General features: G+C 72.4%; 13 protein-coding genes. 5 read left to right on the top strand and 8 right to left on the bottom strand.

The genetic code is table 11. The annotated features are described in order from the left end of the window. The first annotated feature begins 171 nt into the window (after window positions 1–171). Window positions 172–2,325 (top strand): TPM domain-containing protein, encoded by a 2,154-nt coding sequence (locus ABT009_RS18500; protein WP_502989916.1) that lies wholly within the window; start codon window positions 172–174, stop codon window positions 2,323–2,325. Between the two features lie 55 nt (window positions 2,326–2,380). Then, entirely contained in the window at window positions 2,381–3,094 is a 714-nt protein-coding gene (locus tag ABT009_RS18495) for a PspA/IM30 family protein (protein WP_351295410.1), read from the top strand. A gap of 115 nt (window positions 3,095–3,209) precedes the next feature. On the opposite strand, the gene ABT009_RS18490 is transcribed toward ABT009_RS18495, so the two are convergent. The 6 genes from ABT009_RS18490 to ABT009_RS18465 form a co-directional block, all read right to left on the bottom strand. Further along, window positions 3,210–5,921 carry a SpoIIE family protein phosphatase gene (locus ABT009_RS18490; RefSeq protein ID WP_351295407.1) on the bottom strand — a complete coding sequence of 904 codons (2,712 nt, stop codon included), beginning with the start codon at window positions 5,919–5,921 and terminating at the stop codon, window positions 3,210–3,212. A gap of 236 nt (window positions 5,922–6,157) precedes the next feature. Next, a complete protein-coding gene (locus tag ABT009_RS18485; protein ID WP_351295998.1) occupies window positions 6,158–6,565 on the bottom strand; it encodes an ATP-binding protein in 408 nt (135 codons plus the stop codon). 151 nt (window positions 6,566–6,716) lie between these two features. After that, the gene (locus ABT009_RS18480; protein ID WP_351295404.1) at window positions 6,717–7,130 is read right to left on the bottom strand and encodes a (deoxy)nucleoside triphosphate pyrophosphohydrolase; all 414 of its coding nucleotides are present in this window, start codon (window positions 7,128–7,130) and stop codon (window positions 6,717–6,719) included. An 85-nt stretch (window positions 7,131–7,215) separates the two neighbouring features. Beyond that, on the bottom strand, window positions 7,216–7,422 hold the full coding sequence (locus tag ABT009_RS18475) for an SPOR domain-containing protein (protein ID WP_351295401.1): 207 nt from the start codon (window positions 7,420–7,422) through the stop codon (window positions 7,216–7,218). Between the two features lie 321 nt (window positions 7,423–7,743). After that, window positions 7,744–8,496: a GntR family transcriptional regulator gene (locus tag ABT009_RS18470; RefSeq protein WP_351295398.1), complete on the bottom strand. Its 753-nt coding sequence runs from the start codon at window positions 8,494–8,496 to the stop codon at window positions 7,744–7,746. A gap of 172 nt (window positions 8,497–8,668) precedes the next feature. Next, on the bottom strand, window positions 8,669–9,940 hold the full coding sequence (locus tag ABT009_RS18465; RefSeq protein ID WP_351295395.1) for a DUF4190 domain-containing protein: 1,272 nt from the start codon (window positions 9,938–9,940) through the stop codon (window positions 8,669–8,671). Between the two features lie 244 nt (window positions 9,941–10,184). On the opposite strand from ABT009_RS18465, the gene ABT009_RS18460 reads away from it, so the two are divergent. After that, window positions 10,185–11,300, top strand: coding sequence for a pyridoxal-phosphate dependent enzyme (locus ABT009_RS18460; RefSeq protein ID WP_351295392.1), 1,116 nt, complete (start codon window positions 10,185–10,187; stop codon window positions 11,298–11,300). Between the two features lie 96 nt (window positions 11,301–11,396). Then, the gene (locus ABT009_RS18455; RefSeq protein ID WP_502989907.1) at window positions 11,397–14,021 is read left to right on the top strand and encodes a glycosyl hydrolase family 65 domain-containing protein; all 2,625 of its coding nucleotides are present in this window, start codon (window positions 11,397–11,399) and stop codon (window positions 14,019–14,021) included. Window positions 14,022–14,059: 38 nt separating this feature from the next. Here the strand turns inward: ABT009_RS18455 and ABT009_RS18450 are convergent, their stop codons facing one another. After that, on the bottom strand, window positions 14,060–14,893 hold the full coding sequence (locus ABT009_RS18450) for an oxidoreductase (protein WP_351295389.1): 834 nt from the start codon (window positions 14,891–14,893) through the stop codon (window positions 14,060–14,062). 125 nt (window positions 14,894–15,018) lie between these two features. On the opposite strand from ABT009_RS18450, the gene ABT009_RS18445 reads away from it, so the two are divergent. Continuing rightward, window positions 15,019–15,933, top strand: coding sequence for a LysR family transcriptional regulator (locus ABT009_RS18445; protein ID WP_351295386.1), 915 nt, complete (start codon window positions 15,019–15,021; stop codon window positions 15,931–15,933). 30 nt (window positions 15,934–15,963) lie between these two features. Here the strand turns inward: ABT009_RS18445 and ABT009_RS18440 are convergent, their stop codons facing one another. Next, on the bottom strand, window positions 15,964–16,320 hold the full coding sequence (locus tag ABT009_RS18440) for a YybH family protein (RefSeq protein WP_351295384.1): 357 nt from the start codon (window positions 16,318–16,320) through the stop codon (window positions 15,964–15,966). Between the last annotated feature and the right edge of the window lie 36 nt (window positions 16,321–16,356).

Raw genomic sequence — 16,356 nt, 5'->3', positions numbered from 1 at the left:
ACCGGGGACGGTCCCGGTCGCCCTGGTCCGGCGCCCGCATCATGGCGCCGGGATATCGGTCTCCGCAGGTCCCGCCCCAGCCCGGGGCGGGCCCGGTCGCGATAGGCCAGAAGCGGTCATACCCTCACAAACGTGACGCTTCCCCGGAGCCGAGGTCCGTCGCAGAGCGGCATACGCTCCCCGCACACCCTGCGCCTCGCGTATGCCCTGCTCTGCGCGCTGGCGGCACTGTGCTGGCTCGTCGCGCCCGCCTCGGGCGCCCGTGCCGACGACCCGATCACGCTGTCGCGGACCGGCCAGATCACCGACAAGGTCGACGCGCTCGGCGACCGCAAGAGCGCCGTCCAGGCGGCACTGGAGGATCTCGACAGCGATCAGGGCGTCCAGCTCTTCGTCGCCTACGTGCGTGACTTCTCCGGCCGCACCGCGCAGAGCTGGGCCGACGCGACCGCCCAGCGCAACGGGCTCGGCCTGAACGACGTACTGCTGGCCGTCGCCACGCACGACCGGCAGTACGCGTACTCCGTGGACCAGGACATGCGGCTGACCGACGCCGAGCTGCGAGACGTCGCCCAGACCGCCATCGAACCGGCGCTGCGGCAGAACGACTGGGCGGGTGCCGCCATCGGCGCGGCGGACGGCATCGGCGCGGTCCTCGCGGGCCGGCCCGTGCCCACTCCGGCGATCACCCCGGGCGAGTCCGACCCCGGCGGCGCCGACGGCGAAGCCTTCATCGGCGACCTCTTGCTGCCGATCGCGGCGCTCGGAGTCGCGGCCGCCCTCGCCGCGTACACGTACACCCGGCGCAAGAAACGCGTCCAGACCCGCACCACCCCCGGCGGAGGCTGGGGCAGGCGCGGTGAGCAGGCCGTGCCCCTGCCCGAGCTCGACCAGCGGGCGAGGCAGCTGCTCGTCGAGACGGACGACGCGGTCCGCACCAGCACCGAGGAACTCGGCTTCGCCACCGCCCAGTTCGGCGAAGAGGCGGCCGCTCCGTTCGGCGAGGCGCTCGCGTACGCGAAGGCTGAGCTCACGGCGGCCTTCCGGCTGCGGCAGCGGCTCGACGACGCGATACCGGAGGACGATGCGACGAAGCGCCGCATGCTGGACGAGATCATCGCGCGCTGCACGGAGGCCAATCGCCGGCTCGACGCGGAGGCCGAGGGCTTCGACCGGCTGCGCGCCCTGGAGCAGAACGCGCCCCAGGCGCTGGAGCACGCCGAGGCGAGGCTGCGGGACATCACCGGCCGCACCGACACCGCGCAGGCCACGCTCACCGCGCTCGGCACGCGGTACGCGCCCACCGCGGTCCTGCCCGTCAGGGGCCACGTCGAGCAGGCCAAGGATCGGCTCGCGTTCGCCGCGACCCACATCGGCCAGGCCCGCGAGGCGATCGGGGCGGGCGCGGGCGGCACGGCCGCGGTGCATCTGCGGGCCGCCGAAGGCGCCGTCGACCAGGCGGGCACGTTCGTGGACGCCGTCGACCGGCTGGCGAAGGAACTCGCGGAGGCGGTCGGCAAGCTGCCCGGCGCACTGACCGAGACCGAGACCGACCTCGCGGAGGCGCGGGGCATGCTCGTCGGCACCCCCGAGGGCATCTCCACCGCCGACCTGCACGGCCGTATCGCCCGCGCCGAATCGGTCGTCAGCGAGGTGCGGACGCAGGTCGCCGCGGGATCGTACGACCCCATCGACGCGCTTCGCCGTGTGGAGGAGGCCGACGCGGCCCTCGACGACGCCCTCGCGGGAGCGCGCGCCCGCGAGGTGAGCAACCAGAAGGCGCGCGCCCTGCTCGACCAGGCTCTGCTCACCGCGCGCAGCGCCGTGGGCGCCGCGTCGGACTTCATCACCACGCATCGGGCCGCGGTGGGCAGCGAGGCCAGGACGCGCCTCGCCGAGGCCCAGCGGCACCTCGCGCTGGCACGGGCTTCCGCGAACGGCGACGGCACGGGCGGCGCCGGACCGGCAGCCGGGGTGCCCGCCGATCCCTCGGCCGCGCTCGCCGAGGCCCAGCGGGCGGACGCGCTGGCCCGCGAGGCGCAGCAGCTGGCCGAGCGGGACGTGCGCATGTACGGCAATCCGTACGGCGGTCCTATGGGTGGCGGGCGCGGGGGCGGCGGCATGGGCGGTGCGGTGCTCGGCGGCATCGTGCTCGGGGGCATCCTCGGCGGTATGGGCCGTGGGACGGGTGGCGGCGGCGGCTTCGGCGGGGGACGCGGTGGCGGCTACGGCGGCGGCTTCGGCGGAGGTTTTGGTGGGGGCGGCCCCGGCAGCTTCGGCGGCGGAGGGACGCGCGGGCGGAGGGGCGGGGGCGGCAGGTTCTGAGCGAGGCAGTCCAAGCAACGCAACTCGGGGGAAAGCGAGAACGAGAGGTGGTCCCATGACCAAGCAGACGATCCTCGGCCGCGTCGCACAGCTGGCGAAGGCGAACATCAATGCCCTACTGGACCAGGCGGAAGACCCGCAGAAGATGCTCGACCAGCTGATCCGCGACTACAGCAACAACATCCGCGAGGCCGAGCAGGCGGTCGCGACCACCATCGGCAATCTGCGCCTGCTGGAGCAGGACCACCAGGAGGACGTGGAGGCGGCCACCGAGTGGGGCAGAAAGGCACTGGCCGCCAGTAAGAAGGCGGACGAGCTGCGGGCCGCCGGTTCCGGCGCCGAGGCCGACACGTTCGACGGCCTCGCCAAGGTGGCGTTGCAGCGGCAGCTCCAGTCGGAGCGCGAGGCGAAGGACGCCGAACCGACGATCGCCACGCAACGGGAGGTGGTCGACAAACTGAAGTCCGGCCTCGACCAGATGAAGACCAAGCTGACGGAGCTCCAGTCCAGGCGCGACCAGTTGATGGCCCGCGCCAAGACGGCCCAGGCGCAGAACCAGATGCTGGACGCCGCCAAGAACATCAATGTGCTCGATCCGACGACCGAGTTGAGCCGCTTCGAGGAGAAGGTACGCCGCGAGGAGGCGAAGGCACTCGGCAAGCAGGAACTCGCCGACTCCTCGCTGGACGCTCAGTTCGAACAGCTCGACAGCATGGGTGACACGGCGGAGATCGAGGCCCGGCTGGCCGCGCTCAAAGCGCACGCGTGAAGCGCATGCCTGAATCGCACTGCTGAAGCGTGTGCCCGAATCACACGTCTGAACCGCACGCGTGAACCGCCCGTGTGCTCGCGCGGCAGAGCCAGAACGGGAACAGCCATCGGCCTCAGAACAGGCTGAGCAACGCCTCCGTAGGATCCGCAGGCCCCGAGTCCCCATCCGGCAGCGGCAGTTCGAACCACACCGTCTTGCCGCGGTGCGTCCGCCGTGAGCCCCACGACGCGCTCAGCAGTCCGACGAGCTGCAGTCCGCGGCCGCCCTCGTCCGTGGCGCGCGCTCTGCGGCGGCGCGGCTGGACGAGTCCGGCGTCCCACACCTCGCACACGAGCGTACGGTCGAGCAGCAGCCGGAGCCTGATCTCGCCCTCGCCGTAGCGCAGGGCGTTGGTGACGAGCTCGCTGACCAGCAGTTCGGTGGTGTCGACCAGGGGCTCGAGGTCCCAGGTCAGCAGCTGGGCGCGGGCGTACTCGCGGGCGCGGCCGACGCTGCGCGGTTCGCGTGGCAGCGTCCAGTCGCCGACGGCATCCGCGGGCAGGCCCTGGACGCGGGCCATGAGCAGCGCGACGTCGTCCTCGCCGTGGTGGGTGTCCAGGGTGCCTAGGACGTGATCGCAGACGTCCTCGAGCTCCGGACCGGGATCGGCGAGTGCTCCGAGGAAGGCCTGCAGGCCCTCGTCGAGCGGATGGTCGCGGGACTCGACGAGCCCGTCGGTGTAGAGCGCGAGCAGCGCTCCCTCGGGGAGCTCGACCTCGACCTCCTCGAACGGCTCGCCGCCGACGCCGAGCGGCAGGCCCGGCGGTACGTCGAGCATGAGGGCCGGTTCGCCGGGCTCGACGAGGACCGGCGGGAGGTGGCCGGCGTTGGCGAAGGTGCAGCGGCGGGTGACGGAGTCGTAGACCGCGTACACGCAGGTGGCGAGGTAGACCTCGGAGAGGTCGGCGTCCTGCGACTTGCGGGCCGTGCGCGTGGCCTGCCGGACGCCGCCGGGGGCGCCGAGACCGCGGGCGATCTCGTCCAGTTGCGAGAGCACTTCGGCGGGTTCGAGGTCGAGCAGCGCCAGGGTGCGTACGGCCGTGCGGAGTTCGCCCATCGCGACGGCGGCGCGCAGGCCGCGGCCCATGACGTCGCCGACGACCAACGCCGTGCGGTGGCCGGGCAGTTCGATGACGTCGAACCAGTCGCCGCCGACCTCGCTCGGCCGGCCTGTGGCCCCGCTGCCCGGCAGGTAGCGGCAGGCGATCTCGAGGCCGGACGCCTCGGGGGCACCGGGCGGGAGGAGGGAGCGCTGCAGGATCAGGGCGCGCTGGTGTTCGCGGCGGTAGAGGCGGGCGTTGTCGATGCAGACGGCGGCGCGTGCGGCGAGTTCCACGGCGAGGGCCCGGTCCCGTTCGCCGAAGGGTTCGCTGCCCTTCGTACGGGAGAACTGGACGAGGCCGACGACGGTGTCGTGGGCGACCATCGGCACGGCGAGCGTGGACTGTATGAGGCTCCCGCCCTCGGCGGGGACCAGCCGGGGGCGGGCCGTGCGCAGGGCTTCGGCGGGGGCCGAGTTGAAGGGGTAGTGGTGGACGGCTCCCGCGGCGACGGGCGCGGGTCCCGCCATGTACGGCGTGTCGGCGACCGCGCTCGCGAAGGCGACGCGGCGCAGCGCGGCGCTGCCTCCGGCGGTCTCGGGCCGGGACGTGCCCCACCCGCCCGCCGACGCCTCGTCTCCTTCAAGGAGGCCCTGGTAGAGGTCGACGGAGGCGAGGTCGCAGAAGCCGGGGACGGTGACGTCGAGGAGTTCGCGGGCGGTGGTCTCCAGGTCGAGGGAGTTGCCGATGCGGGCGCCGGCCTCGTTCAGCAAGGCGAGGTTGCGGCGGGCGTGGGCGGCCTCGCGGGCGGCGGCGCGGCGGGCGGTGACGTCGGTGCCGAGCCAGGCGATCCCGATCGGCCGGCCCGTTCCGCTGTGCACCCGGTAGAGGTTGACGGACCAGTGGCGGCTCGCAGTGGAGCCGGGGACGGTGCCGGTGATCAGCATGTCGGTGACGGCCTCGCCGGTCTCCAGGACGCGGCGCAGGGTGGCGACCACGCGGTCGGCCTCGGGGCGCGGCAGATAGTCGTGGACTTCCCGTCCGCGGTGGGCGTCGACGTCGCCGCCGAAGACCGAGGCGAAGCGCTTGTTGGCGCGCCGGACCCGCAGATCCGTGTCGAACAGGAGGAAGCCGAAAGGAGATTGGCCGAATATCGCCTGCGACGCGGCAAGATCCGTCTCGATGCGGCGGAGCGTCCGGACGTCGACGACGATGCAGACGGCGGCCTGTTCGCCGGACTCCGTCTCGGTCGGCATCACATAGACCTCGGCGATCCCGTCCCTACCGTCGGCGCGGCCCCTACGGGCGGTACCGCCGACGGCGCCCGAACCGGCGACGCTGCCCGAACCGGAGCCGACGCCCGCACGGGACCCGACGCCCGAACCGCCGACCTCGCCGATGCCGCTGTCGTAGTCGCTGCCGCCGTCCCGCTGCGCCGGCATCCGGAACGGGACCACGCCCGTCCACTCCCGGCCGTCGAGAATCTCCGCCATCTTGCGGCGACCGCTGTCCCGCAGGTCATCGGGCACGAACGCCTCGATGGGGTCCTTGCCCACGGCATCCCTGGCCGACAGGCCGAACAACTGCTCCGCGCGGCGGCTCCACTGGTCGATCAGGCCGTCAGGGCCGATCGAGAACGAGGCGACCTTGATGTAGTCGTAGATCGAACCGGGCGGACTGCTCTGCCATGTCGCGTCGCCCGACGGGTCCTCGGACGCCGTGGCCTTCGCTGGTATCTCGCTCACGCGAACCGTCCCCTCCAGCTCACCGCGTCCGGCACCGGTCACCGGAGGCGGCTGCCCGCAGTATCCAGCACTACGGAGCCGCAGGGCACGGCGTTCACGATCACAGCACGGTCTCGACGGTTTTTGGTCCGTAACGTCCGGACCGGTTTGAACCTGTTCGAACCGCCCGACCGGCCCGAACCGCCCTGACCAGCTCTACTGTCCTCTCACCGTCTTCTCACCGGCGGAGCGCTGCGCTAATCCGGCAACGACAGTTCGAACCACACGGTCTTGCCGCGTTCGCCGCGCCGGGTCCCCCAGCGGCGTGCGGTGTGTGCCACCAGCTGCAGCCCGCGGCCCCCCTCGTCGTCGAGCGCGACAGGGCGGGTGCGGGGCGGCTCGGGAAGCGGGTCGGAGACCTCGACGAGCAGGGCGCCTATCGACGCGAGCCGCACCAGCCGTACGCCGATGGGACCGGAGGTGTAGCGCAGGGAATTGGTCACCAGTTCGCTCACCAGCAGGGCGGCGATGTCCCCGAGCGCGTCGAGCCCCCAGTCGGCCAGCCGTTTGCGGACGAGGGCCCGGGCGGTGCGTACGGCGCCGGGCTGCGCAGGGAAGGTCCACTCGGCGCAGTCGACGTCGGAGTCGTCGCTCACGCCGACCACTTCCAAGACGAGCTGGGGCGACCGGGAGGGGTTTTCGTCCGGTGTCGTGGGGCCGTTCATAGGCGTTCAACAACCCCATACCCGATGCGCCGGACGCAGTACCACATATAGGGACATCTCATCGGGGCGTCTGGCGAGTGTGCGCCGCGGTTCAGGCTCTCGGTGGCCGGGCGGCCGCCTGGCGGCGCGTCGCCTCCTTCACGGCGGGAACGTCCGCGTCCAGCCAGGGCACGTCCCAGACCTCGTCGGGGCCGAGCCAGCGCAGGTCGTCGTGGTCCTGGAGCGGCTTCGGATGCCCGGAGACCAGGCGCGCGGTCCACACCTGCAGTGCGTACCCGGGCTTCAGCGGCCATTCGCCGGGCACGCGCGCCACCGCCTCCGCCTCGACGCCCAGTTCCTCGCGCAGCTCGCGCACCAGCGCCTGCTCGGGGAGCTCACCCGGCTCGACCTTGCCGCCGGGCAGTTCCCAGCGGCCGGCGAGTTCGGGGGGCGCACTCCGGCGCGCGGCCAGCAGACGGCCCCGGTCGTACAGGGCGGCGCCGACCACCACGATCCGTTCGCTCATGCGCCGGAGCCTACGGGAGTCGACAGTGCTCGCCCACGTGGGCCGCACCCAGAGCCCGAACGCGCGCGAGCGGCAAACTGCGCGGTCAGCGCATGCCGTTCTGGTCGGAGTCCGACGTGCCGCTCTGGCCGACGCGCTCGACCCAATAAAGCTGCTTGTGACCGCGGCCGTCGAGGCTGTCCGCGATCTTCTGGGCCTCCGCCCTGGTCGCGTACCTGCCCACGCGATAGCGGTTGCCGTTGTCGTCCTGCCGTATGACGAGCCATGGGAGTGTCGCCATGCTGTCGTTCATCGCGCCCCTCCTCTGACCGCCACCAGCCCGTGCTCCGCCCCGATCTCTAAGGAAACCGCAATCCGCATATGCCTGAGCCTACGCCCGACCTTCACGCAGCGGATACGGGTTTTCACAAAGAGGTACGCAACAAGCCATGACCGATGGTCAATGAAGCCGCTTTCGAAGTGGCAAGAAGCGGACGTCAAGGCACAAAAGAGGGGGCGCATCCTTCCGGATGCGCCCCTCTTGGTTCAGGCGTTCGGCCCGAGCGTCAGTCGGTCGGCCCGAGTGTCGGGGGCCCGGCCCGAGGCCGCGCTCACCTCACCGGCGGCGGATGTCTCACTTCACCGGCAGGTGATACGCCACCCGGTACCGGTCGGCGGGCACGACGAGGTCGGCCGTTTCGACGGGTCGCCCCGATGCGTAGTACGTCCGCTGGATGACGATGACGACATGGCCGGGGACCCCGCCGAGCGCCTGGAGCTCCTCCGCCAGCCCCGGGCGCGCGCCGACCTCCTCCGTCACGTTGTCCACGACCAGGTCGATCGCCGCCATGCGCTCGACCACGCCCATGCCGCCGACGGGCCCCTCCTCGGGGAGCATGACCGGCGTGCGCCCCGTGACGGCGAGGGGTTCCCAGGACGTGGAGAGCATCATCGCCTCGCCCGCGTCCCGGAAGACGTACTTGGTGCACATCACGCGGTCGCCGGCTTTGACCGCGAGGCGCTCGGCGATCGCGGCGCTCGCCTCCGTCTGCTCGCTGCGGGACTCCCAGGTGCCGCGCGCCGCGGTGTCGGCCTGCTCCTGCCGGAAGGGGCTGGCGCCGCTCGGCGGCCGGAACCCGGAGCGGGCGATACGGCGGGGCACGGGCCGCTCGCGCACATACGTGCCGGATCCGGAGCGGCCCTCGACGAGCCCTTCGGCCATCAGCACCTTGCGGGCCTCCAGTGCGACGGTGTCCGAGACGCCGTACTCCTCGCGGATCCGGGCCTGGGACGGCAACCGGGTGTGCGGCGGCAGCGAACCGCTGACGATCTTCTTTCGGAGATCACCCGCAACGCGCAGATAGGCAGGCTGCTCACCGAAGGTCACGTGCCACTCCCATCAGATTGACAGACAGCAACAGCCTGGCAACCGTGGGTTGTTGGCCGCAAGCAAGGGCCAAAGAATCACTCGATGTGATGGGTCTGCGTTTACGCAGCACCTTTCCGAGCCGCCTCCGGCGCGCGTCGATCAGGACGAGACTTCCTCGATCCTTGCGCGCTCACACCTCGGTGCCGACCGCCGAACCGCTCGCGCCCGATCCCTCATTGCTCAGCGTCGTATCGAGCCCCAGAGCCTTGCGCACCGCAATCACCTTTTCGTGGCCGAGGAGCTTGTCCCCCGCCTTGTAGTGCTTGTAGAAGGTGTCCGCGTCGGCGGCGCGCGCGGCGAGGGCCCAGTGCTTGCGGGCCGCCTCGATGTCGCGCAGAAGCGCAGCGACCTGGCTTTTCGCCTTGGCGGGCCAGATGTGCGAGCGCAGGCCGCGCGACTCGTCGGCGAGCGCCGACGACACCCGGCCCGCCCATCTCTTGTGGCCGGGCAGATCGTCCTCGACGTACTCCTCGTCGGGGGCCGAGGCGTACGCGTCGTCGAGGATGTTGGCCGCCTTCAGATAGGCCACCTGGTCGTCGTCGAGGGTCGTCTCGTCGCGGCGCAGCGAGCCCTTCAGGGTGCCGCCCCCGTCGGTGCTGCCGAAGAAGCAGGTGATCTCGCGGTCACCGAGCTGCCAGCTCTGGCGGGTGGGTGTGAAGTAGTAGACGTCGACGTCGTCGGGCATCGCCCAGGTGTCCATCACGTAGGACTCCCGCAGCGCGTAGCACTTCTCGTCGGCGACCTCGGTGATCCTGCTGTCGCCGGGGTACGTTCCGCCGGTCATGCGGAAGGCCGCGAACACTTCGCCGTCGTGCTCGCCCGAGCACGGCACCTCGTCGACGTCGTACGCCACGCCTTCGAGCGAATCGCCGGGCGAGTCGAAGCACTGGCCCTTGTCGACCGAGAACGTGCCGCCGTTCTCGCCCGCCTCCCCGGCGGCGTCGCGGAATCCGTCGACGAAGTCGCCCGCGGCGCCCGTGACGAGGGAGACGGCCAGCAGCACCACGCCGAGCGAGGACAGCGTCATCCCGGCGACGGCCATGCCCTTGCCGCGCTCACCCTTCCGCTTGATCTGCCCCAGCGCGACGAGGCCGAGGACCAGGCCGACGGCGGGCAGGAAGCACAGGATGCCCAGCACGAGGGCGGCGATGGCGAGGCCGTTGACGGGTGGCTGGGCGGGCGGCGGGACGGGCGCGAAGTAGGGCGGCTGCGGCCAGGGCTGGTACGGGGGCTGGGGCGGCGGCTGGTACGGGGGCGTGGGCTGGTACGGGGGCTGGGGCTGGTCTCCGGCCGCGGGCCGACCGCCCTCGTACGCGCCGTACGGGCTCTGGCCCGGAGGGGCGTAAGGGCTCTGTGGCGGCTGCTGGGGGCCGCCGGTGCGGGGCGACGGCGGTATGTCCACGAGTTGCTTGCTCCTCGGGCAGAACAGGGAGAACACGGATGAACAGGGGGAACAGACAGGACGCGGAGCACGTGCAGAACGTGCGTACGACTTGGCGCATCGTAGGGGCAGCGGGCCGCCCGGGCGGAACGCGGGCCCGCGGTGGACGCATGCTCCGGGGCGGCCGGGTGGTTGCGGGCCGAAAGCCCAGGGGCTCGGCCGCCATAACACAACGTCACGAAACAGTGCAAACTAGCCTGTTCCCATGACGCCACTGCCGGACTCCTTCTGCCCGAGCGACGGCACGCGGGTGCCCTCGGGGTCGCTCGCCTGGTGCTGCCCGCTCTGCCGCGGCCCCCTCGACCTGGACTTCTCACCCACGCCCGCGCCCCTGAAATCGCTGACCGGGCGCGTGAATTCGCTGTGGCGGTACGCCGAGGTGCTGCCGCTGGCCACACCGTCGGTCTCCCTCGGCGAGGGCCGGACCCCGCTCGTGGCCCTGAAGGACGGCATCTCGGCGAAGCTCGACTACCTGATGCCGACCCTGTCCTTCAAGGACCGCGGCGCCGTCATGCTCGCCGAACTGGCGCTCCAGCTGCGGCCGTCGCGGATCATCGCCGACAGCAGCGGCAACGCGGGCACGGCGATCGCGGCGTACTGCGCCCGCGCCGCGCTGCCGTGCACGGTGTACGTCCCCTTCGGTACGTCGTCGAAGAAGCTGGAGCAGATCCGTGCGCACGGCGCGCGCGTGGAGGTCGTCCGCGGCGGCCGTGAGGCGACGGCGACGGTGGCGCGCGAGGCGGCCGACGACCCGGACGCGTTCTATGCGAGCCACGCCTACAACCCGTACTTCCTGCACGGCACCAAGACGTACGTTCACGAGTTGTGGGAGGACCTCGGCGGGCGGCTGCCCCAGGTAGTGGTGGTGCCCGCCGGCAACGGCACGCTGCTGCTGGGCGCGGCCCTCGCGGTCGCCGAGCTGTACGGGGCGGGCCTGCTGGACCGCCGTCCGGCGCTGTACGCGGTGCAGGCCGAGGCCGTCGCCCCGCTCGCCGCGGCGTGGCGAGCGGGCGCCGACGACCTCGTGGAGGAGACCCCGGCCGCGGACACCTTCGCGGAGGGCATCGCGATCCCGCGTCCGCCGCGGGCGCGGCAGATCCTGCGGGCCGTAAGGGACTCGGGCGGCACGTTCGTGACCGTCACCGAGGACCAGATCCGGCACGCGCAGCTCGATCTGGCGTCGCGTGGGCTGTATGTGGAGTCGACGGCCGCCGCGTGCTGGGCCGCGGTACGGGACGGGGCGGTCGGGGAGCGGACGGCGGTGGTGCCGCTGTGCGGGGCGGGGTTGAAGTCGGGGCTTGCGGGATCGTCGGCCGCCTGAGAGGCGGGGCTCGGCACCGGAGCCGATCCCTCCATCCGGGGGACACCCGCGTGCCGTGCGCCGGGCGCGGACGCGGCATCAGCGCATCGTCGGGGAGTGAACGTCTCGCGTACGTACCCGCTCATCGCCCCGTTCGCCGCGGCCGCCCTGATCCTGCCGCCTCCCGCAGCGCACGCCGAGCACGGGCCGCGGCCCGTCGGCGTCTGCGAGCCCTCGCCCGGCTGGGCGCCCACGGCGGACCGGATCGATCCGCAGGACTCGTACCACGCGTACGTGGGCAACGGATATCTCGGCGCGCGCGTACCACCCACCGGTGCCGGCTACGCCGCGACGGGCGAGAAGACCGGTTGGCCGCTGTACACGCCGCGCTACGACGGTGCGTTCGTCTCCGGGCTCTACGGGCGCGGCCCGGCGAGCACCGAGGGGCGGGATGCGATCGCCGCCCTGCCCACCTGGACGGGGCTGGACATCAGCGCGGGCGGCGAGACGTACGGCCAGGGCAGCCGGATCTCCCACTACCGCCAGACGCTGTTCCTGCGCTGCGGTTTCGTCCGCACCGCGGTCACCTGGACCGCCGCCGACGGCCGCCGCACGGACCTGGTGTACGACGTGCTGACGGACCGCACCGCCGCGCACACCGCCGCCGTACGGCTGCGGCTGACGCCCCACTGGGACGGAGAGGCGACGGTCACCGACCGGATCGACGGGCGCGGTGCCCGGCGCATCGCCCAGACGGGCGGCGGGGCGGCTGGGGCACGGACGATGGACATCGCCTTCCGGACGGACGGCACGGGCGTGGAGGGCGCCGTGGCCTCGACGCTGCGGGCGCCGGGAGGGTTCCGCCGGGCCGCTGCCGCACGGGAGTTGAGCGCCGAGCAGTCCGCCACCTTCGCCGTCCGGAGCGGCAAAACGTACGACATCTCGAAGTACGTCGGGGTCGACACCGCGCTCACCTCCCGATCCCCGCGCGCGGCAGCGCAGCGGGCCTCTCGGCTGGCCGCCGAGCGCGGCTGGCCCACCCTGTTCGCCGCGCACACCGCCGCTTGGCGCGGCCTGTGGTCGTCGACCATCGAGGTGCCGGGGCGGCCGGACATCCGGCTGTGGGTGCGTTCCGCGCAGTACGGACTGCTGGCCGGCACGCGCCGCGGCGCTCGCGACAGCATCGCGCCCACTGGCCTGACCAGCGACAACTACGCGGGCATGGTGTTCTGGGACGCCGAGACGTGGATGTTCCCCGCGCTGCTGGCAACGCGGCCCGAATTCGCCCGGACTGTGCTGGAGTACCGGTACAGGACGCGCGCTGCCGCCGCTGACAACGCGGCGGAGACCTCCGTGAAGGGCCTGTTCTATCCGTGGACGAGCGCGAGCCGCGGCGCGCTGTACTCGGAGTGCCAGAGCTGGGACCCGCCGCACTGCCTCACCCAGAACCACCTCCAGGGCGACATCGCGCTGGCCGCCTGGCAGTACTACCTGGCCACGGGCGACCGCGGGTGGCTGCGCTCGCGCGGCTGGCCGCTGCTGCGCGGCCTCGCGGAGTACTGGGCGTCGCGTGTGACGGCGAACAGCGACGGCAGCTACTCGATCAAGAACGTGGCGGGCCCGGACGAGTACAGCAACGGCGTCGACGACGGCGCCTACACCAACGCCGTGGCCGCCACCGCCCTGCGCAACGCCACGCGCGCGTCCGCCCTCGTCGGCGCCACCGCCCCGCCCGCCTGGACGAGGATCGCCGACGGCTTGCGGATCCCGTACGACGCGCAGCGCAAGGTCTTCCTGCAGTACGACGGCTACGCGGGTTCGCAGATCAAGCAGGCGGACACGGTGCTGCTGACGTACCCGCTGGAGTGGCCCATGCCGGACGGCGCCGCTGCCGCCACGCTCGACTACTACACCGAGCGGACCGACCCGGACGGCCCCGCGATGACGGACTCCGTCCACGCGATCGACGCGGCCGCCATCGGTGAGCCGGGCTGTGCCGCGTACACCTTCCTGCAGCGCGCCTACCGGCCCTTCGCGCGTGGCCCGTTCGCGCTCTTCTCGGAGGCGCGCGGCGACAAGGCGGGCGAGGGCGATCCGCTCGCGGGATCGCCCGCGCAGGACTTCCTCACCGGCAAGGGCGGCTTCCTGCAGGTCTTCACCCACGGCCTGACGGGCCTGCGCCTCCGCGAGAAAACGGTCCGTCTGGACCCGACACTGCCGCCTCAACTCGACGACGGCGTACGGCTGTCGGGGCTGCGCTGGCAGGGGCGTACGTACGACATCGCGATCGGGCCCGAGGAGACGACGGTACGGCTGGTGTCCGGCGAGCCGTTCACCGTCGAGTCGCCGCAGGGGCGCGTGACGGTGAGCGAGGGCTTCCCCGCCCGTCTCAAGACCCGCCGCCCTGACCTGGAGCCGACGACGAACACGGCCCGCTGCCGCCCGGCGACGGCGACCTCCGAGGAACCGGGGCTGTACGCGGCCGCGGCCGTCGACGGCAACCCAGCGACGTACTGGCGCCCCGAGGTCCCCGACGCCTCCCTGACCGTCGCGCTCGCCCGCACGGCACCGCTCTCCGAGATCCGGGTGACGGGCACGCGCGCGTACACCACCGAAACGTCGACGGACGGGGCGCACTGGCAGCCGCACGAGCCGGGGGTCGCCGCCCGCTACGTGCGCATCACTCTGACGGGGCGTGAGGGAGACGATCCGGGGGAGGTGCGGGAGCTGAGCGTGCGCTGACGGCCTCTGCGTACGGGCTGCCTGCTCCACTCAGCGTGTCACTCGTCGAACGCCGTGGCCCTGGTGCGCTTCTCCCAGGCCGCGATGTCGGCGCGCACCTGGTCGAGGTGGCCGAGCACTGCGGTGACGCCGTCGTCGCCGAGCGGCAGCCGCAGCGGGGTCTCGTCCGCGTCGAGTGCCGCCAGGATGAGGTCTGCCGCCTTCGCGGGGTCGCCGGGCTGGGTGCCGTTCCCCTCGGCGACCATGCGCCGTGTCGCACCGACGGTGGCCGCGTAGTCCTCCAGTTCCGCGCTCGCGCCGGCGCTGCCCGCCTGGAACAGCGACGTGCGGAACGCCCCAGGCTCGACGATCAGCACCTTGATGCCGAACTCCCGCACCTCGTCCGCGAGCGCCTCCGACATCCCCTCCAGCGCGAACTTCGTACCGCTGTACGCCGAGAACCCGGCGAAGGACATCTGCCCGCCCACGCTGCTCATCTGCACGATGGCGCCCGACCGCCGGGCCCGCATGTGCGGCAGCACGGCGCGCACGAGCGCCGCTGGACCGAAGACATGCAGCTCGAAGAGGTCGCGCAGTTCGCCGTCCGTGGTCTCCTCGAAGGCGCCGACGTGGGTACGGCCCGCGTTGTCGACCAGGACGTCGACACGTCCGTGACGGGCGAGCACCTCGCGTACGGCCGTGTCGATCCGGGCCGTGTCCGTGACGTCCAGGCGCAGCGCCTCCACCTGGTCGGGGTGGGCCGCGACCAGGTCGTCCAGCGCCTCGGGCCGCCGCGCGGCGCCCACGACCACATCCCCGGCGGCCACCGCCGCCTCGGCGATCGCCCGCCCGAAGCCGCTGGTCGCGCCCGTGATCAGCCAGACCTTGTTCATGGCGTAAGTCCCTTCGTTCCGGTCGTGCGCTTAAGGTCCTGCTCCGCGATTTCAGTAAGGTCCTGCTCTGCGATCCAGCCTGTCGGGCGATGCCGTGGACCGTCCAAGACACACCGTGATAGCCGTTGGTTATGGATGTGCACGGGCGCGATCTGCGGTACTTCGTGGCAGTGGCCGAGGAGCTGCACTTCACGCACGCGGCGGAGCGGCTCTACGTGTCCCAGCCCGCGCTCAGCAAGCAGATCCGCGCGCTGGAACGGCAGCTCGGTACGCCCCTCTTCGAACGGGACCGGCAGGGTGTGGCGCTCACCGCGGCGGGCGCGGCGCTGCTGCCCCACGCACGGCGGGTGCTGGACGCCTGGAGCGAGGCCTCAGCCGCGGTCGAGCACGCCAAGGCGGCCCAGCGCAGCACGCTCGTGGTCGGCATGAGCACCAGTCCGGGCCGCGGCGGGCTGCTGCCCGCCATCCGCTCGCGGTTCACGGGCGCGCACCCGCAGGCTGTGGTGCGGCTTCGGCAGGTGACGTGGGAGGACCCGTCGGCGGGCCTGTCGAGCAGCGAGAGCGACGTCGCCTTCGTCTGGCTGCCGCTGCCCGACCAGGAGCGGTACGCGTGGACGGTGGTCGCCGAGGAGCCGCGTCTGGTCGCCCTCCCGGACGCACATCCGCTCGCGTCCCATGAGGAGATCGACTTCGCCGATCTCCTCGACGAGCCCTTCCTCGCCCTGCCCGAGAGCGCAGGGCCCCTGCGCGACTACTGGCTGGCCACCGACGCCCGCGGCGGCCGCCCGCCGCGCATCGGTGCCGAGATCGCGAGCACGGAGGAGACCTACGAGGCCCTCGTCGGCGGCCTCGGCGTGGCACTGCTGGCCTCGGGCAACGCCCCGCTGGTGACCCTCGGCGGAGTGACCACACGCCCCGTACGCGGCATCAGCCCGAGCCGGTACGCCCTCGCCTGGCGTACGGACGACGACCGCCCGCTCGTACGCGCGTATGTGGAGGCGTGCCGGGCGGCCACGGGACACAGCCCGGACCCTCGATAACCCGGCATGCCCGGCCGTCTCGCTTTGCGGCTACCGGGCCTCGGGGCGGTCGATGATCCGCAGCCAGGTGCCGTCCGGCTGGCGGCGGGCGACCTGGACGCGGCCGCCGGTGTTGTCGGCCGGACGCGTCGACGTGAGGGCGAGGTCGCCGTACCGGACCGTGGGCAGCGGTTCCTCCAGCGCGAAGTGCGGCCGGTCGGCGAGCAGCTTTTCGACCACGGCCCGGATGGCCTCGCGTCCGACGGTCTCGCTGCCGGGCGGGAAGGCCAACACGGCGTCGGGCTCGTAGAGTTCGGCGATCCCTTCGGCGTCACCGGCGTTCCCCAGCTCCACGAACAGCCGCGCCAGGTCCTCGGGCTGCTGGGCCTTCTCGCGTACGTCACTCATCTCGGCGCCTCCTGCCTCGGTTCTCGGTGCCTCTGT

The sequence above is a fragment of the Streptomyces sp. NPDC002896 genome (assembly GCF_040295225.1).
In the GTDB taxonomy this organism is placed as follows: Bacteria; Actinomycetota; Actinomycetes; order Streptomycetales; family Streptomycetaceae; genus Streptomyces.
This window is presented reverse-complemented; position numbering and strand designations above follow the sequence as displayed.

Excerpts from the sequence above, each read along its gene's own strand:
- ABT009_RS18480 (WP_351295404.1), bottom strand. The coding sequence starts at position 7,130 with ATGAGCGAACGGATCGTGGTGGTCGGCGCCGCCCTGTACGACCGGGGC.
- ABT009_RS18460 (WP_351295392.1), top strand. The coding sequence starts at position 10,185 with ATGACGCCACTGCCGGACTCCTTCTGCCCGAGCGACGGCACGCGGGTG.
- ABT009_RS18475 (WP_351295401.1), bottom strand. The coding sequence starts at position 7,422 with ATGAACGACAGCATGGCGACACTCCCATGGCTCGTCATACGGCAGGAC.
- ABT009_RS18495 (WP_351295410.1), top strand. The coding sequence starts at position 2,381 with ATGACCAAGCAGACGATCCTCGGCCGCGTCGCACAGCTGGCGAAGGCG.
- ABT009_RS18440 (WP_351295384.1), bottom strand. The coding sequence starts at position 16,320 with ATGAGTGACGTACGCGAGAAGGCCCAGCAGCCCGAGGACCTGGCGCGG.
- ABT009_RS18450 (WP_351295389.1), bottom strand. The coding sequence starts at position 14,893 with ATGAACAAGGTCTGGCTGATCACGGGCGCGACCAGCGGCTTCGGGCGG.